Here is a 22,710-nt window from a genome sequence, read left to right as displayed (position 1 = left end):
CTACACTAGGTTCATTGAGTTCATATCAAAAGGAGATGCTTTATGGTTGCCTTCCTTCAATTTTACGCGTTCATTTTCGCCTGTTGCTTCGCGTGGCAGGTCGGACGACCATCTCTTTCCTGGTCGCAAAAAATCTCGCGTGCGTTTTTAACGAGTATTAATAGTCTCTTCGTCTTTTTCCGTGCTTCGGTCTCGATTTTCTTACTGGTCGGTCCGTTAGTGCTTGTCTCGTACTATGTCTTTCCGAACCTCTTACAGTTCGAAGGGGGTCTCGCAATCGTCATCAGCGTGCTCGTGATTGGTCTAATTGATCGGCTCGTCAGCCTCGTCATCTTACCGCTTATCCGCTCGTTTTTCTTGAAGCGTAAACACATCATGCCGCAGTTGCTTGAAGCAACGTTTTATACGTTATCGATGACGGTCTTGCTTTACATTAACTTGACGGCTGTTCCGGGTGTAAAACTCGGACTTGCGATCCCGATTTTCTTTGGTTTCACAATTTATTTTGCACATTATTTAATGGCATTACTGCGATTACGCCAAGTCAAAAAGAAACTCGCTACGACAGCAAGCAAAAAACAATAACCACATGAAACGAACGATGACTTCCGTTGAAATCGAGTCACTGTTCGTTTTATTTTTCGAATTATCATTGACAATGATAATCGTTATCATTTATATTTTAAGAGTACTTAGGTCAGGAGATGATAGTGATGAATGCACGACAACTCATTTTAGAACGACGTTCGGTTCGTTCCTACACCGATCAACCTGTTCCATCCGAAATGATTGAAGAAATCTTAGAAGCTGCGATTTATGCACCGAATCATAAGTTACGTGAACCATGGCGTTTCGTTCTCGCGATTGGTGAAGGACAAGTCCGGTATGTCGAACAATTGATGGAGCTCCTTGAAGCACGTGGTCAATTCGATCAAAAGACGGATGAGCAACGCCTTTCCTTTAAAGAAAAGATAAGTGCAGTACCGGTGTTCTTGACGGTCCTTTATCACGTTCAAGGAACAGACGATCAACAGACAGAAGATTTACTTGCGACTGCTGCGATGATTCAAAACATCCAACTGCTCGCATCGGAACTTGGTTTAGGAAGCTGCTGGAAAAGCGGGAAACATTGGTTTACAGACGAATATGCGACACTCGTCGGTGCCCATGATGAAGAACGTGTCGCCGGTGTCATCCAACTCGGTTGGCCTGCGATGATTCCACCACTAAAAAAACGGACACCTGCCCGCGAAAAGTTAACGCACTTTTAAGGAGTGCGCATCCTGCGAGCTACCCCTGCTCGCGCCAATCAAGCCCCATTTATACAGTCATAAGCGATTATTTTGCAACTTCCTCCCCAAACGAAGTTGATCAAATAATCGCTTTTTCTTCTGCACGTTTCCCTCATTCCTGTCAGAAAACCGATCAAAAAAACCCGGATGATTCTCACTTTTTTTAAAAAGTAGAATCGTCCGGGTTTCTCTATATACTGTGTGATGTCCTTCAAGATGATCGTATTTACACGATTGTCGTTTTTTCAGGTGACACGGCAGGCGACTGCACATGATCTAACAGATGATCCACAATGCGTTTTGTCGCTTGCCCATCTTGATACGTGAAGAATTGACGGGCGAATTCCTCAATTTTCTCTGATTCGAACTGCCCTTGTTTCACCCAAGCGATGACCTCGTTGAACGAGGAAACAATCGGCCCCGGGACAAACGATTCATACGGGAAGTAAAAGTCACGTTCTTCCTTATAGGATGTCAAATCATTCACGAGGAAGATGATTGGTTTTTTGAGTAAAGCGAACTCAAAGATGACAGACGAATAATCCGTGACCAAAATGTCTGAAATCTGCATCAAATCATTGATATCCGGATAATCCGTCATATCGATGATTTGGTCCGAAAATTCAGCCGGGACGACCGGACGATTAAGCACGAACGGATGCATCCGTAACAATAAAATATACTCGTTCCCGAGTTCTTGGCGGAACTGTTCGAAATTTAGTTCCTCATCATAATGTGCCGTCGTCTGACCGTTGCCCCGGAAAGTCGGAGCAAGAAGAATGATTTTCTTCGAACGCCACTCCGGATAGTCAGCATACAGTTTTTGTTCGACATGTGCTTGGCGCGCCGGATTCAAGAGTTGATCCGTTCGTGGGACACCGAGTGGATGAACACGGGCCGCGTCCATCCCGAATGCTTCAGCATACGGTTCGATACAGGCTGTTCCCGAGACATAGACTTTCGAGTAGTTTCGGTGAATTTGAACCATCTTCAAGTAATCATCGTCCGGTGAATAGGATTTATCGAGCACACTGTAACCGAACTTTTTAAAGGCGCCACATGCATGCCACAGTTGAATGACCTCAGTCCCTTGACGCAGTGACGAGACATAGACCGGATAATAGTAGTCATCGATGATGAAATAGCGGGCAGTCGCGAGTTCATACGTCGCCCGCATCATGTGGAAGACGTATTTAATCTGACCGAACAGACCTTGTGGGAACCGCTTCAGCAGGAACACATAGCTGAATCCAAGATCGCGGCTCTCAAGTTCGTCATAAACGGCACGGAAGTTATCAACGAGCTTGTCTGAACGATAGGTCGCAAACACGACTTTTTGCTTGTCAATCGGCAAGCGTCTCGCAAGCCAATACGTCATGACCAGTAAATAATGAACCGTCCGCCGCTGAATTAAACGTATTTTTTGTTTCATGAGTGATCCCTTCTGTTGCCCTACTAATTTTTACATGCACCATTCCATGACGGTTTTTCCGAAACGGTTCGTTAAATCACTTTCGAACGCTTGATGGATGTCCTCGATTTGACGAATTTGGAATACACCTGCGACTAAGTTCGACAAGTATTCTGGAATATCCGGGTACGTTTGATACAGTTCCATCGTCCGAGCGAAGTCCGTTGGTGTACTGCGACTCGAACCATAGACACGTAATCCTTTTTCGAGAATCATCCGTGTATTGACAGAAACAGGCTCCTCAGATACACCGAGCAATGCCATCGTTCCTTCTGGAATGATATAGTCAATCATTTGATTGATTGCATATTGACTGCCGATGCCGCCTACACACTCAAACCCGTGATTGAAGGCAACACCTTCTGGAATTTGGTCGATGTGATACGTCTCATCCGCGAACGAGAAGTAATCGAGCTTCGATTGTGTTTTTCCGAAGACGAGTAATTTCGCTTCCGGGTACAGCTTACGTAACAACAGTGCTGTGATGAAACCAAGGTTTCCGTCACCCCAAATTCCGAACGTTTCCCGACGCGCATGTGCGATTTGGTCGAAACGTGTCACGGCGTGAACAGCGACACTGACGAGTTCTGTAAAGGCTGCGACTTCCGGGTTAAGATCTGCCGGTACTTCGACGAGACGATCGGCTTGAATGAAAACATAATCTTGCATGTAGCCATCATAACCGCTTGAACGGAAACGACTTGTCCGCAAGTAGTTTTCGCCGATGATGTCATCTGTCTCAGACGGCGTATTCGGTACCATCGCAACGAGCGTCCCTTTCGCAAACGTACCTGACGGGTCATGAACGACTTTTCCGATTCCTTCGTGAATCATCGCCATCGGTAATTTTTTCGCGAGTACTTCTGCACTACGGCTTCCTGTGAAGTAACGTTGATCCGCGTGACAGATTGACAAGTAAGTCGGCCGGACGACGACGCGATCAGATTTTAACGACCGCTCATCATACGTCACCTCGATTTGACGAGGTGCAACGAGTTGATAGACTTGGTTAATCATTGGTTAATCCGCTCCTTCAGGATTGCGTTAGCAATGCGTAAATCATAAGGTGTCGTGACTTTGATGTTGAAGAGTTCTCCTGTGACGAGTGCGACATCTTCACCTTTGAGCAATAGAATCTTACACGCATCCGTTAAGATGGCACGCTCTTCAGCAGACAAGGCTTCATAATGTGATTTCAGCTTCGTGATTTGGAAGCTTTGTGGTGTTTGCCCTTGATACATCTGGTCACGGACCGGAATATCTGTGATTGTTTTTCCGTCTGTCGATGCAACGATTGTATCGATGGCTGAAATGACAGTATCACATGCACCATACTCAAGTGCTGTCGAGATATTTTCTTTAATGATCCGGTGTGTCAGGAATGGACGGACCGCATCGTGCGTTACGATAATATCTTCATCTGTGATGCCATTCTTTTCGTCGATCCAGTTGATCGCCGCCATGATGGATTCGTTCCGGTCATTTCCACCAGCCGTGATGACGATGCGCTCATCTTGTCCAATGTATTTTTCTAAGATATCGCGTGTATAGTTAATCCACGCTGTTGGTGTGACGATGATGACACGGTCAAAATCATCGTTCAATAAGAATTTTTCGACCGTATGGACGAGAATCGGACGTTCCCCAATTGAAAGAAATTGTTTCGGACGATCGACGTTCCCCATGCGTGTTCCTTTTCCCCCGGCTAAAATTGCTGCATAAATCATCTTGTATCGCAGATGTCCCATCCGTCGCGTGACGGCGCTGTCATGAAACAACCTGCTTCCCTCCCTTATCAAAAATCTTTTTTGGTTTCCACCTACCAGCGATGTGGGTATATCTTCGAATAGAGTCGGATAATCGGATCACACTTGACGAAAAAAACAAAAAAAATATACAAAGCACTATTTTTTTTGCTTTGTCACGATATAATGATTGGTGATTTCTAATACAACTATACTATGTTCCTGGTGATTTTAAAAACCTATTACTTTTGTGTAAATACATTGTAATCATTTACGTGAGGAGAGATTGTTTTGACAGAAGAAACACTGATGCCGACTTTACAAGCGAAAGTCGACTATTTAGAGCTTGCCGGTACGACATTCCGCTTTGAGGCACGCTTGTTTGGATTAACTGAATTCTTGCAAGCAGAACAATTACTTTTCGAAAACCCAACAGCACAAGAAGGACAGGAAACAGAACGAGAAGATGACTACATTCAATCGGAAGCACCAGAAGCAGCCATTCCGCTTGAACGTGCCATCGTCTTCCGCAATAAACGGAATAAACGGACGTTCATCCTCCGCTTCCCGTTCGAAGGGGATTGGACCGAGGAAACGTTTAGCGGTCAGTTAGATCTCAATCACATCACACCGACGGGACGTCCTTTACCAATGGGCTATTTTGATGCCTTCTTCGCAATCGTCCAAGGCAAATCGATTTTACATGAAGCCCCATTCGGCGACACACGTGCACTGATTCCGGTCATTTACCGTGTCGATACGAAACATAGCAATCTGTTACTGAAACTCGAATATGAACTCGTCGTCCAACATTCTGAGTATAGCAACACCTTAAGTTTCCATTCCCTAAAACGCGGGGAGTCAAAACGTTTCATCCGGATGATCGATCGGTACAACAAATATAAAAAGGATTTCCGCAAGCGTGCCTTTAAATTCCGTCGGTTTACGTTCAAAGCCATCTACAACGTCACGAAATGGACGCAGCCGATCGCGGAAAACAAAGTCTTGCTCGCTTCCGACTCACGGAGTGATGTCAGCGGAAACTTCGCCTACATTCTCGACGAAATCGAGCGACGCGATTTGAACCTCGACGTCAAGACATTCTTCAAACCGAATCTTCAATCCCGACGCGACTGGCGTGATAAATTCACATTGCCGTATCACCTGGCGACAGCCAAAACGATTCTCGTCGATGATTTCTATCCGATGATCTATCCACTCAAAATCCGTAAAGGAACGGATCTTGTCCAAGTATGGCATGCTGTCGGAGCATTCAAGACGTTCGGTTACAGCCGTCTCGGTAAACCGGGTGGTCCAAGCGCCAACTCGCTCAGTCACCGGAACTATACGAAAGCAATCGTCAGTTCACATAATGTCGCGCGCCACTACGCTGAAGGATTCGGTCTCCGCGAAGATCAAGTCATCGCGACAGGGATTCCGCGGACGGATATGTTCTTCGACCAGGACTACATCGCTGCTGCGAAAGAACGGATTTATGAAGAATATCCAACATTCAAAACGAAAAAAGTCATCATGTTTGCACCGACCTTCCGCGGTAATGGCGCAAAAAGTGCTTATTACGACTTCGACCAACTTGATTTAGATGCTTTGTACGAAGCGTTCCACGAAGAGTATGTCTTCGTCTTAAAAATGCACCCATTCGTTCGTCGTCGGATGGAAATTCCAGAACTGTACGCTGATTTCTTCATCGATTTGACGGATCACCGTGAAATCAATGAGTTGTTGTTCGTCTCAGATATTTTGATTACGGATTATTCTTCGACATGTTTCGAATTTTCACTCTTGAACCGACCAATGTTGTTCTTCGCCTATGACTTAGACGACTACATCTCTAAACGTGACTTCTACTACGACTTTGAAGAATTCGTGCCCGGACCAATCGTCAAAAATTCGGACGAATTGATTGAACGCATTAAAAATGAAGACTTTGAAATGGACAACGTCAAAGCGTTCGCCGAGTACTTCTTCGAGCATCAGGATGGGAAATCAAGTGCCCGGTTCGTCGATCAAATCATTCTTGGAGAGAACAAATGACGGTTGCTCCAAAGCCGATTCCCGTGCCGGCTTACGATCACTGGCTCGGGAATTACAAAGTTTTGTTGATTTTCACGGTTGTCTTCGGTCACTTGATCGAGACGTTCCGTAATCTTGACGGCAATGATTCGGTTCAAATCGCCTACAATGTCATCTATTTGCTGCACATGCCGGCCTTCATCTTCATGAGCGGGTACTTCTTCAAACAAGTCCGACCAAAACGGATCATTTCGTTTGTCGTTCTCTATTTTATTTGGCAGTCGATTCATGAAGTCTACCTTGCGTATGCAAACGATAAGACGCTCGAAGGACTGATTGACGGATTACTTCATCCGCTCGTCCCAAGCTGGACATTGTGGTACCTGCTCGGCATTATCATTTGGCAAATCGTCACGCCCGGGTTTCTTATTTTACGTTTCCCGCTCTTGATTAGTGTCGCTGTTGCGCTTTTAATCAATGCAGACCCGGGTGCGATCACGAACTTCCTGTCGCTCCAAAAGGTGATTAGCTTTTATCCGTTCTTCTTGATGGGCTATCTCGTCAAAGAACGAGGCTGGTTAGCGAATGATGGCTTCCGCGATCGGTTGACGGGGCCTGCCGGACGACTCGTCGGTCTCGTCGTTTCACTGACGATTGCGATTTTTATGGCGATCTGGACAAAAAACGGTTTTGATACGGCATGGCTCTTTTACCGGGATACGTACGGTGAGTTTGAGGTCTCTCTCCTTAAGGGAGCGGCGACGCAACTGTTCCTTTATGCCGTCAGTACGGTCATGATTTTCTCCGTCCTCCTGATTGTCCCAAGACGGTCCTTCGGTGAACGGTTTGACGAAATCGGGATTCAGACGTTAGCGATTTACTTACTCCATTCGTTCATCGTCCGTCTCTTCCGTGATTCCTTACCACCGGCCATCGCAGAATCACCGTTCCTGTTGATTGGCTTAGGGCTCTTGCTCGCGACAGTACTTGTCTTTGTCCTGTCGAGTCGCCCCGTCGTACGGATTTTGCGACCGTTGTTATCGCCAAACGTCAATTGGTTATTCAAGAAAACGAGTTGATGCTTTACCTGATACGTGTAGGAGCAGATGACTTCATCTAAAACATCCAAAAAGGGATTGTCCATCGATTTTTAGATGGCAGTCCCTTTTTTCGTATCCATTTCAAAATCCGTCTGGCTTTTTCAGCACTCTAAATTGACACAGTCTTTCTCTTGAAACTAAGATGATAAGGATGACACAATAATCGCTTACATAAGCGCGCAGAAAGAAGGGGTCCCCTTGCAAGCGGATCAACGTAAAAAATTAACGGTCTTGATGATCAACATGTTCATCGCCGTCGGGAGCTTCGGGATCATCATTCCGATTCTGCCTGCTTATCTCGCCTCCATCGGACAAGGTGGAACGGCTGCCGGGCTGATGATCGCCATCTTTGCCGGCGCCCAGCTCGTCATGTCTCCCGTCGCCGGAAAATGGGCCGATCAATACGGCCGTCGCAAGATGATCATCTATGGACTGATTGGTCTGACACTGTCGATGTTCGTCTTTTACTTCTCGAACTCGGTCGCGATTCTTTATCTGTCCCGTGCAATCGGCGGTATCGGTGCTGCCTTGCTGATTCCGGCAATCTTTGCTTACGTCGCCGATATCACGACGATGGATCAACGGGCGAAAGGAAACAGTTATGTCTCGGCCGCGATGTCGCTTGGAATCGTTATCGGACCGGGAATCGGCGGATTCCTCGCCGAGTATGACTTGAAATTACCACTACTCGTCTCAGCTCTCGTCTCGGGACTCGCCGTCTTGTTCAGCATCTTGTTGCTCAAAGAGAGTGATGTCCATGATGCAACAGCGATGGCACCGGACGAAGGATCGATGCTCAGTAAAATCGGTGCGTCGTTCCAAAAACCATACTTCGTCCCGCTCGTCATTACACTCGTCATGAGTTTTGGTCTGATGGCGTACGAATCCGTCCTCGGTCTCTTCATCGATAACCAATTCGGCGCTTCACCGAAAGACATCGCCGTCATGGTGACATCGACTGGTATCATCAGCGTTATTGCTCAAATCTTTATCGTCGACAAAATCACCCGGAGTCTGGGTGAAGGCAAAGTATTGAATATCTTTTTATTGATTGCGACACTTGGGTTCCTCGTCTCACTCTTCGCCTCGAGTTACGGCGGGTTCTTCGCCGTCACACTGGTCATCTTCCTCGCGACGTCGATTTTACGGCCCGTCTTGAACACGATGATCTCAAAACTCGCCGGGAACGAGCAAGGATTCGCGATGGGGATGAACAATGCCTACATGAGCATCGGAAACGTCCTCGGACCGACACTTGCCGGTCTGCTGTATGACGTCAATATCTTATATCCGTTCATGCTTGGACTTGTCTTCCTCGCCGTGACGTTAGTCGGCTCTGTCGTATGGCAACGCCGTCAGTCCCGATTGATCGAAAAAATCGAACGCACTTCTTAAGTTAAATTCACCAAAAAGAGTAGGATGGTCTCCGGATGTATAGCGGAGACCGTCCTACTCTTTCTTTACCGTACGACATCTAAATGAATCGGTCTTTTCTTAACACTGCAGTTCTTTTCGAAGACGGAATTCGGTCGCAATTAATCGAAGTCCTTTCACACTGACTTCTACCGCCAGCAAGACAAACAAGAAAGCCGTCCATTCTAACCAAAGAACATGATTGAAGAGCAGTCCGCAGAGCAGTGTCGTCAGAAAAACGCGACGCGTCGTAAAAAAACGCGACTCTTCTATTTCGCCTACGAAACTAAGCCCCACACTGCTTACGAATAACACGAGCAAAACAGAGTAGGCAACGGTCTCGATGAAATAATCCGTCACTGCGTACATACTCAATCCGAACAGGATTAACACGACTTGCTTCAGCTTTTTCATCCTTTCACACTCCACGATCGATTTGTTTCATAATAACAAATCGTTCCCATTCAAATTCGTCTTTTTTAGTGCAAGATGGAAACTGATTTTTAAAAAAACAGGTGGAAGCGTCGTCAAAGATACGTGCCTCGCTGCAGGTTTATTGACCGTATTGGATCATCTTCGCTTCATTTTAACCATATGCTTTTTGATGGGCTTTTTTTAACTTCAGGTAGTCTTCATCGGCCCGGATCAAGTCCCACTTCTCTTGAAAGATTTCAGCGGATTTTGCTTTTTCCGGGTCGATGTCCCGTTCGTTCAACTCACCTTTTTCTTTATCCTTATATTTCCGTCCTCCCGGATAATTCGCATAACGGCGGGCACGCGTGTGTCCCATCTGAATGAACTTCCGCGCCATATCCATCCCGACAAAATCGCCTGCTTCTTTATAGGCTAAGTACATCGCATAGATTTTTTCAGAGGACTCCTTCGCAATCTCCGGTGTCTTGAACCGCCAATGCGGCAGGATTTCACCTTTGTACGGTTCGACAAGTAGAACACCTTGCTCCCCCCGTCCGACGCGGTATTTTTCCGGTTCTTTCCGAAAGTCCGTCGTCTTGAAATCGATCTCATAATCAAATGCCACGGTTCCCACATCCCTTTAGTTAATTACAGGACAATTCCCCGCCATGCCTTTGCTTAATCTTCTCGATACAATCCATGGGCATACACTTCCGTCAGCGTCCGTGCAATCTCATCAATCGTTGCCGTCGTCTCTCCCCGGACGACTTCAAACAAATACATTTCATTTGCGAAAAACCACCCGCGGGCGACGAGTTTCGGTTCAAGATCCATCCGGGCCAGCCCTTGCTGTTGGGCATATAAAATGTCTTGGCTGATTTGTTCGATGAACCGTTCCCGAATTTGTTTCCACTTCGTCCGGACGACGTACGATACGCCAATCGCTTGCTCGACGATCCGAAGCATCGCCCGCTCCTCGTCCGCTAACCGCAGAAAGGCCGTCGCCTGTTCCAAAATCTGCTGTTTTGCGTCCGCACGCGAACGCGGCTCAAACACTTGCTCGGCAATTTGGTAAAACCGGTCCATGACGTCTTCCATCAAGACGATCAACAATTCATCCTTCCCTTCAAAATGAACGTATGCCGTTCCGTAACCGACACCCGCTTGTTTGATGATTTGTGAGATGGTTGCCGTTTGAAAGTCTTGCGATAAAAAGACGTCACGTGCTGCAACGAGCAGCTTTTCACGTGTGCGCACCGTCCGTAGATGACGTTTGTCGACTTTCGCCTGTCCTGGTTCCTTCATCCTCACACCACTCCTTTTGATTCGTTATTCGATAATATTGACACAGTGTCAATTTGTTTGCTACGCTTTTGTCAAAATTGATTAAGGATTCAGTCTGAGGAGGAACCGAGATGACACTTACAGCAAACCGTGATGAGGCAGTCCGCATGGATCAGCAAGACCAACTTGCACCATACCGCAATGAATTTTATCTCCGTGAAGGATCGATTTATATGGATGGCAACTCGCTTGGTCTCTTATCCAAACGTGCCGAACAGACATTACTGGAGTCGCTTGCTGATTGGCGCGAACTCGGGATTGACGGTTGGATGCAGGGGCGTCATCCGTGGTTCGAATTGTCGGAAAAACTCGCGGCCTTAAACGCCCCCCTTGTCGGCGGGCGCGCAAACGAAGTTATGGTGACAGGGTCGACGACCGTCAACCTGCATCAACTCGTCTCGACGTTCTTTGCGCCGAGCGGACAGCGGACGAAAATTTTAGCCGACAGTCTGACGTTCCCATCAGACATTTATGCCCTGCAAAGCCAACTTCGTTTACGTGGACTCGACCCAGCTGAGCACCTTGTTCAAGTCGAGAGTCGCGACGGACGTTTCCTTGACGAAGAGGATTTGATTGCCGCAATGACGGATGACATCGCCTTGATCGTCCTTCCGACCGTTTTATACCGGAGCGGACAAGTCCTCGACATGGAACGTTTGACAAAAGCCGCCCATGACCGGGGCATCCTGATCGGCTTTGATGGCTGTCACTCGGTCGGCGCCGTCCCCCATGCGTTTCACGACTGGGGCGTCGATTTTGCCTACTGGTGCAACTATAAACATTTAAATGGTGGACCGGGAACCGTCGGTGGTTTGTTCGTCCATGAGCGGCACTTCGGGACACTCCCCGGTTTAACCGGCTGGTTCGGTTCACGCAAAGACAAACAATTCGACATGGACCATACGTTGACGCCGGCAGAAGATGCGGGTGCCTTCCAAATCGGAACACCACATGTCTTGAGTCTCGCACCGCAAATCGGTGCCCTCGAACTGTTCGCAGAAGTCGGAATCGACGCCGTCCGGGAAAAATCGCTCGCCTTGACGGACTATATGATGCGTCTTGTCGATGAAGAACTTGCACCGTACGGCTTCTTCATCGGAAGTCCTCGCGATCACAAGCAACGTGGTGCCCACTTGAGCCTCGAACATCCGGAAGCGGCGCGAATCTGTAAAGCGTTAAAAGCCCATCACATCATTCCGGACTTCCGTGCACCGAACATCGTTCGCCTCGCACCGGTCGCATTGTACAATACGTTTAGCGATGTCTACGACGTCGTTGCGACGCTGAAGACCATTATGGAAGAGAAGGAATACGCGCAATTCGCAAATGAACGCGAAGTCGTCGCGTAAGGAGGTCATCATGAAAGAACACCCTACTGAACTACGACGTGACTTAAAAACGCGTCAACTGACGATGATTGCGATGGGATCTGCCATCGGGACGGGACTATTTCTCGGCAGTGGTCTCGCAATCAGTCTCGCCGGACCAAGCGTGCTGATCAGTTATGCGATCGGCGCCTTCATCGTCTTATTACTGATGGGCTGCCTCGCCGAAATGACGGTCGCCCACCCGACTTCCGGTGCGTTCGGAACGATTGCCGAACGCTATATCAGTCCCTATGCCGGCTTCCTCGTCCGCTACTCGTACTGGGTCGCGAACGTTCTTGCCATCGGGGTCGAGGTCAGTGCGATTGCGATTTATATGAAGTACTGGTTCCCGGATGTTCCCGGTTACCTCTGGATTTTGTTGTTTGCCGCGGCACTCATTTATATCAATGCTACGACGGTCCACACGTTTGCAACGTTTGAATACTGGTTCTCCGTCATCAAGATCAGTGCCATTCTCATGTTCATCGTCCTTGGTGCGTACTTGATTTTCGGTAGTCCGTCACCAGAAATCGGTCCGCAAAACTTCACGAATGCGGGCGGCTTCCTGCCGTTCGGAATTTCCGGTCTGTGGGTCGCCGTCTTCATCTCGCTCTTTAGTTTTATCGGGACAGAATTAATTGCGGTCACAGCGGGTGAAGCAAAGGACCCTGACGTTGCCGTGCCGAAAGCATTAAAAGCGACGGTTTTCCGCCTGTCGACGTTTTATGTCCTGACCATTGCCGTCATGTTGATGATCGTCCCGTGGCAACAGGCCGGTGGGATTGATCAAAGTCCGTTCGTCAAAGTGATGCAGCTCCTGTCGATTCCCTATGCAGGCGGCATCATGAACTTCATCATCCTGACAGCAGCCTTGTCAGCGATGAACAGTCAACTGTACGCTTCGACGCGGATGATGTACTCACTCTCAAAAGCAACCTATGCACCGAGAATCTTTAGTCGTCTGAACGCAAAAGGTGTTCCCTTGTTCGCACTCGGTGTCTCAACACTCGGCATCTTCCTTGCTGCCGTCATCAGCAGTCAGTCGAGCGTCTCGTACCCGTTCATGATGGGGATTTCGATGTTCGGTGCGATTTTCACATGGTTCATGATCTTCATTTCCCATCTCTACTTCCGCAAAGCCTGGGAACGGGACGGTGGGCGAAAACTACCTGTCCGGATGATGGGGTATCCGTATTTGACGGCGCTAGGAGCGATCTTGTTAGTCGCGCTCGTCATCACGACATGGTTCACGGACTTCCAGATTGTCTTGAAGTTCGGAATCCCATGGTTGATTTTCCTGACGATTGCCTACGCGTTTTGGAAACGAAATCATCCACCGCAAGCAGATCAACAGAAACGTTCACAATCACTTTAACGTAAAGGGGATCGATTGGAATGGAACAGACCGGTCAAAACGGAATCGAGTCGACGATTCAAACGGATTTCAAGAAAGACATGTCATACGGGGATTATTTACAGCTTGATCCACTACTCAGCAGCCAACACCGCTTATCGGATCATCATGATGAAATGCTGTTCATCATCATCCACCAGACAAGTGAGCTTTGGATGAAGTTGATTTTGCATGAGATGACGGCTGCGACGAAGGCGATTGCGGACGATCAGCTTGAACGTTCATTCAAGATGCTCGCCCGTGTCTCAAAGATTCAGCAACAATTGATTCAGTCCTGGTCCGTCCTCTCGACGTTGACACCGGCAGAGTACCTCGAATTCCGGGACTCCCTCGGGCACTCGTCCGGTTTCCAGTCCTATCAAAACCGGCAAATTGAATTTGCACTCGGTTTTAAAAACGCGCAAATGCTGCGTGTTTATGAACATGAAACAGAATTATTCGCCCAGCTGAACACTGATTTAAAAACACCCAGCATCTACGATGAGACCGTCCGTGCGATGGCACGACGCGGTCTCGCGATTGATTCCGCCATCCTTGAGCGCGATGTCACACAAGACTGGGAAGCTGACGCCAGTGTCGAAGCCGCCTGGGGTGAAGTTTACCGTGATGTCGAACAATACTGGGACCTGTACGAACTCGGTGAGAAGTTACTCGATATCGGCAGCCAACAACAAATGTGGCGTTTCAATCACATGAGTACGGTCGAACGGATCATCGGACAAAAACCGGGTACGGGCGGCTCGTCCGGCGTCAGTTACCTACGTCGTGTCCTTGACCACCGCTTCTTCCCGGAACTCTGGTCCGTCCGCACAAAATTATGAGGGGGAATTCCTGATGAACCGCTGGATTGATGTTTCACAACCACTGTCCTCGTCCGTGACGACATGGCCGGGAGATACGAAGTTCGACTATACGATCAGTTGGAGTAAAGCCGACACAGGGTCCGTCAACGTCGGTAAAGTCACGATGAGTTTACACACTGGTACACATATCGATGCGCCGTTCCACTTTGACGATGCCGGCAAGAAAGTCATCGAGCTCGACCCCGATCTATATATTGGTCATGCACGGGTCATCTACTTACCCGGTCGGACGGAACTCGTCGCAAGTGACCTCGACGGATTCGATTTGACCGATGTCCGCCGCCTCATCATCAAGACGGACGGCTGGGTCGATAAATCAGTTTTCCCTGAGTCGATTCCCGTTTTGACACCTAGTCTCGCGGAGCGACTCGGTACTCTCGGCATCGAACTGATTGGTCTCGATCTTCCGTCCGTCGATGCGATCGATAGTAAGGAGATGGCTGCTCATCACGCACTTGCTACCCATGGTGTGCATATTTTAGAAGGACTTGTCCTCGATAAAATCGCACCTGGGGACTATCACCTGAACGCCGTCCCGCTCCCGCTCGTCGATGGTGACGGCAGCCCGGTCCGTGCGTTATTACGTCCATATTGAACAAAAAAAGAACGTTCTCGTTTTTCGAGGACGTTCTTTTTTGACTGTAGTGAAGTAACCTTCAGACAAACGTTTCACTTTTCGTGACTCCTACGGGGAAAAGCGCACGATTTTTGCGCTGTCAGAGGCAGGCAAGACCCTGCTAATTGGTTCGTTAGAATCAAGTAGCAACGGCTTGCGCCTCGCCCGAGGAAAGCACGAGAAGGAAGACGCGTTTGTCAGTCACTCACTTCGCCTAGAAACGATAGACAACACCGTTCAACGAATTACCGTCACGGGAAAGAGTGTTTCTTCAATTCGTTTCGTCACATGCGCAACCGTCGCAAGCGACTGATCGACTTGAAAACCGATATCTAACGAATGATTCGCTCCAGGAATCAGCTCAACCGTTAAGTTACTTGTCCGGCACCGCTCGAGTGCCGACGTTTCATGAAAACGGTCCGTATCGCCGATGACGAGTAATCCCCGTTGCCGGCTTGCCGCAATTCCTTCCGCGATGAAGGGTACGGTCAAAAGCGGCGTCAACAAGATGACCGTCGCTTCCGAAAAAACCGGTCGTTGCATCAACTTAACGAGCGGACCCGTTCCAAGGGATTTCGCGATGAACTGGTGCGTCAGATAGGTTTTTTCTTGTAAGACTTTCGCGATGACGGCATCGATCCGGCGAAGGATTTCGTCGTCCGCTTCCTCGTCCGGCAACACATAGATGTCGTCCGACATATAGTGAATCTCAATGATATTGACATCATGATTCAGCAACATCATACGACTGTAGTAAAAGTATGGATGGTTGTAGACATAACTTGCGCCTGACAACAAAAAACAGACCTGTGATGACTCGGAATAATAATGCGTATATGAAACCAGCTGCTCCCCGACTGCGATTGTTTCGTGACGGATATCCATTGAACTCCCCCTTTTTAATTTTCCTTACTTTACCATCGATACATCATAAGGTCCATTAAAATTCCATTTCCATTCTGTAGGAAAACGGTCACCTGGCGCCGGCGATTGTTTTGTACACTGAATCCATTACATATTCTCCGGAGGTGCAAAATGGATTCAAAACGAAATGATGGATTGATCGCTGTCGGTCTCCTGCTCGCCGAAGCCGGTCTGTTTGGTTTCGGTCATGGGATGTCCGTCTCACCTGAAGTCAGTTCCGGTAACGGCAATCCGGCTATTTTATTAATCTTCGTCTTAATCCCTTTGTTTGTCATCCATGTCCGTGCCGTCATCCGTTTCCTGCACCGTCTTCAAGTCCGACCATTCGGACTAGCGATTTTACTGCTGCTTAGCGGAAGTTCGGTGCTGTTCGCTTCAATTTATCAAATCCATCACTACCGAACGTACCGGGCTGACTTGATTGATTATTTGATGCATCGCGAAGGAATGACACGTGATTTAGAATACATTCGTTCGATCACATCCGCCTTCGATATCCATATGAATGATCAGACTTTTAACAGTATGACGTTTTTCATCTTCACTTGTGCCACCCTCCTCGTCAGTAGCTCGTTCCTGCTCCTCCATCACTGGTGGCTCAACGTACCTCGGTAAACTAGACGAAAAATAGGATCCGCTGGCGCCGTTCGTGGCACAAGCGGATCCTATTTGTTTAACGAGCGAGTTGATCCGGTGTAAAGACGGATTGTTCGACTTGTTTTAATGCATAGAAGGCACCTTGTCGGTTCATCAACTCATCATACGTCCCGACTTCGATGACTTGTCCCTGTTCCATGACGACAATCTGATCCATCTGTTCAAGGCCTGCGAGACGATGGCTGACGAGTAACACAGTTGCGTCTGTCGCACGTGCGAACAGTTGACGTAAAATCATCTGTTCCGTCAAGGCATCGACGGATGACGTCGGTTCATCCAGCAAGTACAGCGGTGCTTCGCGTAAGAAAATCCGGGCAAGCGCGAGGCGTTGTTTTTCGCCCCCCGATAGATTTTCCCCTTTCTCGAGCACTTTGTCCTCCAGGCGAAACGTCAAATCAACCTGCCGCAATGCCAATTCCATCGTTTCATCCGTCGCTTCCTCATGTGCGAGCTGCAAGTTTTCACGAATCGTTCCGTAAAAGAAATGATTCTGTTGCAGGACGACATTCGTTTGTCGCCACAAGGCTTCCGGATCGATTTCCGCTCCGCGGACACCATCAATCATGATTCCGTCCACTGGATACATTCGGAGCAACAGTTGGAGCAAGGTCGATTTACCGGATCCGCTCGCGCCGACGATCGCCGTCTTCGAGCCACGGGGAAACGTCACGCTGACGTTACGGAGGACGGGCCGGACTTCACCCGGAAACGCAAATGTGACATCCGTCGCCGTAAGCGTCGGGGCAGCATCCAGTTGAAATGAAGGATATGTCGGAATGACTTCGTCCGTCACGACATCATCGAGCCGCCGTGCAGCATGGCGGCTATCTTCGAAGAAGCCGGGTAAAATCGCCATCGGTGCCGCATTTTCGAACACCGTCAACGAGGTCATGACGAGCAATGCAAGGAACACACCATCGAGTTGACCGTCCGCGACGAGGTAGGCACCAAGTCCGAGAACGAGCCACGAGATGACTAACGTCGCCAGTGTATTGAGCGCAAGGTTCGAGACGGCATGTAGTCCGTTGCGCCGTTCTTCTGCGACATAGCGGGCTGCGACTTCGTTCAGTTCCGTTTCTTTGTTTCCGAGTTGCTGATAGATTTTTAAGTCGCGGTAGCCTTGGAACAACTCTGTCACTTCCGTCGAGAGTTCCCCACGCCGTGCGCGGACAGTCCGTGCGAAACGTTGTTCGCGGTAAGCGAACCAGCCCGGGATGATGAATCCCGTCAAGAGCAGTCCGAACACAAGGACGAGCGCGACGCTGAGTGAAAAGAAGCTGACAAAGAAGATCGTACAGAGAAAGACGAGGACGAGAATGATCGGCGGATAGACGACACGTAAAAACGTGTTTTGCAGACTCTCGACATCGCCGACGATTCGCGCGAGTAAATCCCCGCTCCGATACTTCGCGAAGATACCTGGCGCAAGCGGTTCAAGTCGTTTGTAGAACGTCGTCCGTAAATCACTCAAAATCGTAAATGTCGCCCGGTGCGAATAATAACGCTCCGCATAACGACTGACGGCACGCGTCAGGCTTGATATCTTTTGTAAGGCAATCAGTACAGCGAGTGTTTGAATCGGTGGCAACAGTGCCGCCTTCGAAATCAGGAAGCCGCTTGCCGCAAACAGCCCCACCGCCGTGACTCCGGCAAGAACACCAAAAACGATTGAGAGGACGATATCCCGTTTCTGGTGCAGCATCAATCGAAAAATACCCATCAATTCCTTCATCGTGTTTCCTCCCCTCGTTGGACGGCACGCATCCGTGCATACTCTGAATCCCGCGCGAGTAGCGCCTCATGTGTGCCTTGGTCGACAATCCGGCCGGCCTCTAAAATGACGATGTTGTCTGACTGTTCAATCGTATGCAGACGATGTGCGACCGTGATGACGGTCGCCGTCCGTCCGAGTTCTCCGATTGCCTGCTGTAACAGGTGTTCCGTCTTGACGTCGAGTCCCGTCGTCGGTTCGTCGAACAAGATGACGTTCGGTCGTTTTAAGAAGGCACGGGCGAGTGCGACCCGTTGTTTTTCGCCACCTGATAAACCGCGCCCTCCTTCACCGATTCCCGTGTCGAGCCCGTCCGGTAAACTCGCAATCAGTTCTTTGAGTCCTGCGGCAGCTGCGGCACGTTCGATGTCTGTCCGCGTCGCCTCCCGTAATTCACCGATGGCGATGTTGTCGGCGAGTGTCCCCGCATACAGGTAAGGATGCTGCGAGATATAACTGAGCTGTCCGAACCAGCTCGTTTCCGTGATTTGTGCGCGTGGCTGACCATTCAGGAGCACTTCGCCGTTTTTTGGATCCGCCAGTCCCGCGAGTAACTGCAGGACGGTCGATTTCCCGGCACCACTTCGTCCAATCAAGGCGATCTTTTGATACGGTTCAATCCGGAGCGTGACGTCGGTCAGTGCAAACCGCTCATCCTGATACGTAAAGTCCACGTCTTTGAATTCAATCCGCGGTGGGGTCGCGGTCGGTAAATCAACCGACCCGAACGTTACACCCCGGTCATCTTGTGTCAGTTCAGACGCAATCTGTTTCGCCGCCGCAACACTTCCCCGTCCGGTATGGAATGCTGCCCCCATCTCTTTTAGCGCCAAATAATACTCCGGTGCAAGCACGAGCATCAAGAAGGCCGGAACAAAGGTGATGCTTTGGAAGAGAATCAACCGCAAGCTGACTTCAAGCGCAATCATCCCCATGCTGAGCATCGAGATGAACTCAAGCATCAACGACGACAAGAAGGCGAGCTTCAGCACGGTCAAGGTCGCATCGCGGAAGTCGAGACTGCTCCGTTCGATGACGTCCTGCTGTGCTTTCGCGCGACCAAACAACTTCAACGTCGTGATGCCTTGCAGCGTATCGAGAAAGGTCCCCGAGAACGCCGTCATCTTCTCGAGCTGTGTATCGGCACGTTTTTGCGTCATAATCCCGATGACGATGTAGAACAAGGGAATGAACGGTGCCGTGATCATCATGACGAGACCCGTAATCCAGTCATAACTGAATGCTGCGATCAGCACCATCAAGGGAACGATCGATGTCTGGATGACTTTCGGCAAGTATTGGCTGTAATAGCTGTCCATCTCATCGACCGCGTCAAGCAACACACTGACCTTTTGTCCCGACTGTCCTTGCGACATCACTTCGACGGAACTCGTCGTATACTTCGCGACGAGCGCCTGGCGAATGTCTTGTTTGACACGCGCCGCGAGAACCGTCCCGAGCCGCCCGTTCCAGTAGGTGACAGCGACCCGCAACATCAGCATGAGCAGTAAGACACCAAGTAGCGGAACGATGGCCGCAAAGGCGTCCCCTTGGAGAAAAATGCGGTCGACGATGATGACGATCAAGTACGATTGACCGATGACCGCAATCCCCATCAGGACAGCCGCCAGTACCAATTGCAGCATGATCGTACGTGGAATCGAGATGATTCCTTTAAGTGGATTCATATAAAAACGCCCTTTCACAAATTGTGAACGACTTTTAGTGAATATTTTCACATATCGTACATTCAGTATACCGAATCCATCGTGTAGTTGCCATGAGAATGCCGCTCCAAAGGTGTGACGGTTTTGTGAGAAGCGTTTTACTCGACAAAACTGTTAACACCCATTATTATAGACAATAGTTATCCGCGTTATACAGAAAGGACGAATTACCATGCAAATGAAAACCGGAGTCGAACAATCCGTCTACGCGATGCTGTTACTGACCTTTTTGCCGGAAAAAGGACTTTTACCCGGTGAGTTCATCAGTCAGCAGCTCGGTGCTTCACCGACGTACTTTCAAAAACTATTACGTAAACTCGTCAGTGCCGACCTTCTCCTATCTGTCCCGGGGGTCAAAGGCGGTTTCCGTTTGAATCAACCTTCCGACCAGATTCGCATTTTTGACGTCTACGAAGCCATCGAAGGAAAACAATCTCTTTATGCTTCAAGTGGTGTCTTTGAGGACTTGATGGGCATCAAAGAACAGAACGTCCGCCTCTTATCGGACTTGATGACGGAAGCGGAAGACGCTTGGCAATCGACCTTAAAACGTGAAACGATCGGGTCGCTCCGACAGGAAATCGACCGGAACTGCCCCCCTGACCACTTAACGACATTAAAAACCTTGATTGAACAACAAATGATTCGCAACTAAAGGAGACTTACTCATGACTACACTGGACCGCTACTTTGACTTATTTGACGCTTCCCGGACCGACGAACAGGCTTTTAGTGACCTCGTTTCCCTCTTTTCGGACGACATCACGTTCGTGCTGAACGGACAGGAACAACACGGCATCGACGCTTGGAAAAACTTCGTCCGGATGGTCTTCACTGCCAACCAGGACATCAAACACATGTATGAAGCCTGGCTGCCGTCAGCAGATGGCGATACATTCGAGACACGCTGGGCCGTCTGCGGCAAGCGGGCTGACGGAACGGTCTTCACGCAGGACGGGACGGATATCGCCCGCCTTGATGCGGACGGAAAAATCGTCTATCTTGCGAATGTGCCGGATGATGCGAAGATGTTCAACAATTACAACAACTAACCAAAAGAGACCGTTCTCCACTCGGAACGGTCTCTTCAGACTGAAGACAAAGTGCAATTTTTTCTAACGAGAAGGATTGCGCTTTTTTTGTTCACCTCGAATCGTTTTCCTGGGACAAGCATCGCGCCGCTTCACTTCGTTGCAGGGTCGCTCCTGCTTGTTTTTCCCTAGGAAGCGATTTCGAGTGAACAAAACGCTTGTCTCCTCTTTTCTTCCGTGTATAAAAAGTAGAACCTGAAAAAGGAAGACTACTTATTGATATGTAAGAGAAATCACCACCTCATTGGAACACCCCCTTCTCTGTCGTCGCCGATGCGAAAGAAAAGTATGGCATGCGTTGGACTCGCTACCGGGGACTGAACGAAATGACGCTTCAAGCGATGCTTACGATTGCCTTGAACCTCAAAAAAATCACGAATTGGTTTTTGGATTCCTTAACATTTAGTGTCAAGACATACAACAAACTGAAAAGACCGTTCCCCACTCGGAACGGTCTCTTTTTGAAGTCATCCGTTTATAAGTTTGCTGCTTTGAACGTGTCGCCACCTTCAATCGTTCCGTTGTCAAAACCTTTTTGGAACCAACTTTTCCGTTGTTTCGATGTCCCGTGCGTAAAGCTTTCCGGCACGACGTATCCTTGCCCTTTCTTCTGAAGCGTATCGTCTCCGACAGCATTTGCAGCACCCAGTGCTTCTTCAAGGTCGCCTTCTTCTAACAAGTTTTCGCCTTGGGCGTGATGCGCCCACACGCCGGCATAATAATCCGCCTGTAGTTCGAACCGGACGAGGTATTTATTGAATTTCTCTTCGCTCATCTTTTGGCGAAGCGGCATGATTTCGTCTGATGTCCCGAGTAAGGTCTGGACGTGGTGTCCGACTTCGTGGGCAATGACGTAAGCCATCGCAAAGTCGCCAGGCGCCCCGTACTTAGTTTGTAATTCATCATAAAAACTTAAATCAATATATAATTTCTGATCGCCTGGACAATAAAAAGGACCAACTGATTTTCCGGCTTGACCACACGCGGAACTGACTTGATCGGTATAGAGGACGAGTGTCGGTTCTTTGTACGTCATCCCGTCTTGTTTGAACTCCTTCGTCCAGACCCGTTCCGTATCGGCGAGCACGACCGAGACAAAATCGGCGGCTTCTTTTTCTTTCGCCGTTTCTTGATAACTTGAGTTCGTCCCGCTCTCTGATCCGGATAAGTCACCAAGCAAATCAGCCGGATTCCCACCCATCAACGTCACGACGATCAAGATGATGATCCCAAGTCCACCGCCGATTCCGGCGACTCCTTTCCCGCTCATCCCCCGGCGGTCTTCTACGTTTGAGCTTCGTTCTCTTCCCTTCCACTTCATGCGTCTTCCTCCTACTAATTTCGATGTTTTTTATATACCCGTTCCGGCATTTATTCATGCTACGTTCTTTTAGAAAAATAATGGATGTGCAGCTAACTTTTTTTCCAGTCAACAAACACATGCGTGTAACCGATAGTCTTGATACC

Annotated in this window: 22 protein-coding genes and 1 pseudogene; 13 read left to right on the top strand and 10 right to left on the bottom strand. The window is 48.9% G+C overall.

The genetic code is table 11. From position 1 onward, the window contains the following. The first annotated feature begins 42 nt into the window (after positions 1-42). Together P403_RS0109145 and P403_RS0109140 are read left to right on the top strand one after the other, a co-directional pair. Positions 43-585, top strand: coding sequence for a hypothetical protein (locus tag P403_RS0109145; protein ID WP_029332340.1), 543 nt, complete (start codon positions 43-45; stop codon positions 583-585). Between the two features lie 128 nt (positions 586-713). Then, positions 714-1,271, top strand: a complete 558-nt coding sequence (locus P403_RS0109140) for a nitroreductase family protein (RefSeq protein ID WP_029332339.1) — start codon at positions 714-716, stop codon at positions 1,269-1,271. A 247-nt stretch (positions 1,272-1,518) separates the two neighbouring features. Here the strand turns inward: P403_RS0109140 and P403_RS0109135 are convergent, their stop codons facing one another. From P403_RS0109135 to P403_RS0109125, 3 genes are read right to left on the bottom strand one after another with little or no spacing between them, the layout of a single operon-like run. Continuing rightward, on the bottom strand, positions 1,519-2,724 hold the full coding sequence (locus P403_RS0109135) for a CDP-glycerol--glycerophosphate glycerophosphotransferase (RefSeq protein WP_029332338.1): 1,206 nt from the start codon (positions 2,722-2,724) through the stop codon (positions 1,519-1,521). A gap of 30 nt (positions 2,725-2,754) precedes the next feature. Next, on the bottom strand, positions 2,755-3,780 hold the full coding sequence (locus tag P403_RS0109130) for a ribitol-5-phosphate dehydrogenase (protein WP_029332337.1): 1,026 nt from the start codon (positions 3,778-3,780) through the stop codon (positions 2,755-2,757). Then, positions 3,777-4,490: an IspD/TarI family cytidylyltransferase gene (locus tag P403_RS0109125; RefSeq protein ID WP_029332336.1), complete on the bottom strand. Its 714-nt coding sequence runs from the start codon at positions 4,488-4,490 to the stop codon at positions 3,777-3,779. Before P403_RS0109125 ends, P403_RS0109130 begins: the two co-directional genes overlap by 4 nt. A gap of 309 nt (positions 4,491-4,799) precedes the next feature. Here P403_RS0109125 and P403_RS0109120 point away from each other — a divergent pair, with 309 nt between their 5' ends. The 3 genes from P403_RS0109120 to P403_RS0109110 all read left to right on the top strand — a co-directional run bounded on the left by P403_RS0109120 (position 4,800) and on the right by P403_RS0109110 (position 9,037). Beyond that, positions 4,800-6,563: a CDP-glycerol glycerophosphotransferase family protein gene (locus P403_RS0109120; protein ID WP_235195189.1), complete on the top strand. Its 1,764-nt coding sequence runs from the start codon at positions 4,800-4,802 to the stop codon at positions 6,561-6,563. Then, positions 6,560-7,621, top strand: a complete 1,062-nt coding sequence (locus tag P403_RS0109115; protein ID WP_029332334.1) for an acyltransferase family protein — start codon at positions 6,560-6,562, stop codon at positions 7,619-7,621. The genes P403_RS0109120 and P403_RS0109115 overlap by 4 nt, the downstream gene beginning before the upstream one ends. Positions 7,622-7,840: 219 nt before the next feature. Further along, complete coding sequence (locus P403_RS0109110) at positions 7,841-9,037, top strand: MFS transporter (RefSeq protein ID WP_029332333.1); 1,197 nt, start codon at positions 7,841-7,843, stop codon at positions 9,035-9,037. Between the two features lie 99 nt (positions 9,038-9,136). Here the strand turns inward: P403_RS0109110 and P403_RS0109105 are convergent, their stop codons facing one another. The 3 genes from P403_RS0109105 to P403_RS0109095 form a co-directional block, all read right to left on the bottom strand. Further along, positions 9,137-9,469 carry a hypothetical protein gene (locus tag P403_RS0109105; protein ID WP_029332332.1) on the bottom strand — a complete coding sequence of 111 codons (333 nt, stop codon included), beginning with the start codon at positions 9,467-9,469 and terminating at the stop codon, positions 9,137-9,139. A 172-nt stretch (positions 9,470-9,641) separates the two neighbouring features. After that, a complete protein-coding gene (locus tag P403_RS0109100) occupies positions 9,642-10,094 on the bottom strand; it encodes a DUF4385 domain-containing protein (RefSeq protein ID WP_029332331.1) in 453 nt (150 codons plus the stop codon). Positions 10,095-10,147: 53 nt separating this feature from the next. Next, the gene (locus P403_RS0109095) at positions 10,148-10,774 is read right to left on the bottom strand and encodes a TetR/AcrR family transcriptional regulator (protein ID WP_029332330.1); all 627 of its coding nucleotides are present in this window, start codon (positions 10,772-10,774) and stop codon (positions 10,148-10,150) included. Positions 10,775-10,884: 110 nt separating this feature from the next. On the opposite strand from P403_RS0109095, the gene kynU reads away from it, so the two are divergent. From kynU to kynB, 4 genes are read left to right on the top strand one after another with little or no spacing between them, the layout of a single operon-like run. Further along, on the top strand, positions 10,885-12,162 hold the full coding sequence (gene kynU / locus P403_RS0109090) for a kynureninase (protein ID WP_029332329.1): 1,278 nt from the start codon (positions 10,885-10,887) through the stop codon (positions 12,160-12,162). 10 nt (positions 12,163-12,172) lie between these two features. After that, entirely contained in the window at positions 12,173-13,555 is a 1,383-nt protein-coding gene (locus tag P403_RS0109085) for an amino acid permease (RefSeq protein ID WP_029332328.1), read from the top strand. A 20-nt stretch (positions 13,556-13,575) separates the two neighbouring features. Next, the gene (gene kynA / locus P403_RS0109080) at positions 13,576-14,415 is read left to right on the top strand and encodes a tryptophan 2,3-dioxygenase (protein ID WP_029332327.1); all 840 of its coding nucleotides are present in this window, start codon (positions 13,576-13,578) and stop codon (positions 14,413-14,415) included. Positions 14,416-14,428: 13 nt separating this feature from the next. Further along, positions 14,429-15,052, top strand: coding sequence for an arylformamidase (gene kynB / locus P403_RS0109075; protein WP_029332326.1), 624 nt, complete (start codon positions 14,429-14,431; stop codon positions 15,050-15,052). Between the two features lie 258 nt (positions 15,053-15,310). Here the strand turns inward: kynB and P403_RS0109070 are convergent, their stop codons facing one another. After that, positions 15,311-15,958 carry a hypothetical protein gene (locus P403_RS0109070; RefSeq protein ID WP_029332325.1) on the bottom strand — a complete coding sequence of 216 codons (648 nt, stop codon included), beginning with the start codon at positions 15,956-15,958 and terminating at the stop codon, positions 15,311-15,313. A 150-nt stretch (positions 15,959-16,108) separates the two neighbouring features. On the opposite strand from P403_RS0109070, the gene P403_RS0109065 reads away from it, so the two are divergent. Further along, positions 16,109-16,612: a hypothetical protein gene (locus tag P403_RS0109065; protein ID WP_029332324.1), complete on the top strand. Its 504-nt coding sequence runs from the start codon at positions 16,109-16,111 to the stop codon at positions 16,610-16,612. 58 nt (positions 16,613-16,670) lie between these two features. On the opposite strand, the gene cydC is transcribed toward P403_RS0109065, so the two are convergent. Both cydC and cydD read right to left on the bottom strand, forming a co-directional pair. After that, positions 16,671-18,386 carry a thiol reductant ABC exporter subunit CydC gene (cydC, locus tag P403_RS0109060; protein ID WP_029332323.1) on the bottom strand — a complete coding sequence of 572 codons (1,716 nt, stop codon included), beginning with the start codon at positions 18,384-18,386 and terminating at the stop codon, positions 16,671-16,673. After that, positions 18,383-20,113: a thiol reductant ABC exporter subunit CydD gene (cydD, locus tag P403_RS0109055; RefSeq protein ID WP_029332322.1), complete on the bottom strand. Its 1,731-nt coding sequence runs from the start codon at positions 20,111-20,113 to the stop codon at positions 18,383-18,385. The genes cydC and cydD overlap by 4 nt, the downstream gene beginning before the upstream one ends. Before the next feature lie 211 nt (positions 20,114-20,324). Here cydD and P403_RS0109050 point away from each other — a divergent pair, with 211 nt between their 5' ends. The 3 genes and pseudogenes from P403_RS0109050 to P403_RS16930 form a co-directional block, all read left to right on the top strand. Continuing rightward, positions 20,325-20,807, top strand: a complete 483-nt coding sequence (locus tag P403_RS0109050; protein ID WP_029332321.1) for an Rrf2 family transcriptional regulator — start codon at positions 20,325-20,327, stop codon at positions 20,805-20,807. Positions 20,808-20,820: 13 nt separating this feature from the next. Then, entirely contained in the window at positions 20,821-21,204 is a 384-nt protein-coding gene (locus P403_RS0109045) for a nuclear transport factor 2 family protein (protein ID WP_029332320.1), read from the top strand. 302 nt (positions 21,205-21,506) lie between these two features. After that, positions 21,507-21,626: pseudogene (locus P403_RS16930) on the top strand (transposase); the annotation flags it as partial. A 92-nt stretch (positions 21,627-21,718) separates the two neighbouring features. Here the strand turns inward: P403_RS16930 and ypfJ are convergent. Continuing rightward, positions 21,719-22,564: a KPN_02809 family neutral zinc metallopeptidase gene (ypfJ, locus tag P403_RS0109040; protein ID WP_029332319.1), complete on the bottom strand. Its 846-nt coding sequence runs from the start codon at positions 22,562-22,564 to the stop codon at positions 21,719-21,721. Positions 22,565-22,710 lie beyond the last annotated feature (146 nt).

It is taken from the genome of Exiguobacterium oxidotolerans JCM 12280, assembly GCF_000702625.1.
GTDB lineage: Bacteria > Bacillota > Bacilli > Exiguobacteriales > Exiguobacteriaceae > Exiguobacterium_A > Exiguobacterium_A oxidotolerans.
The sequence above is the reverse complement of the archived record's forward strand: the minus strand, read 5'-3'. Positions and strand labels throughout refer to the sequence as shown.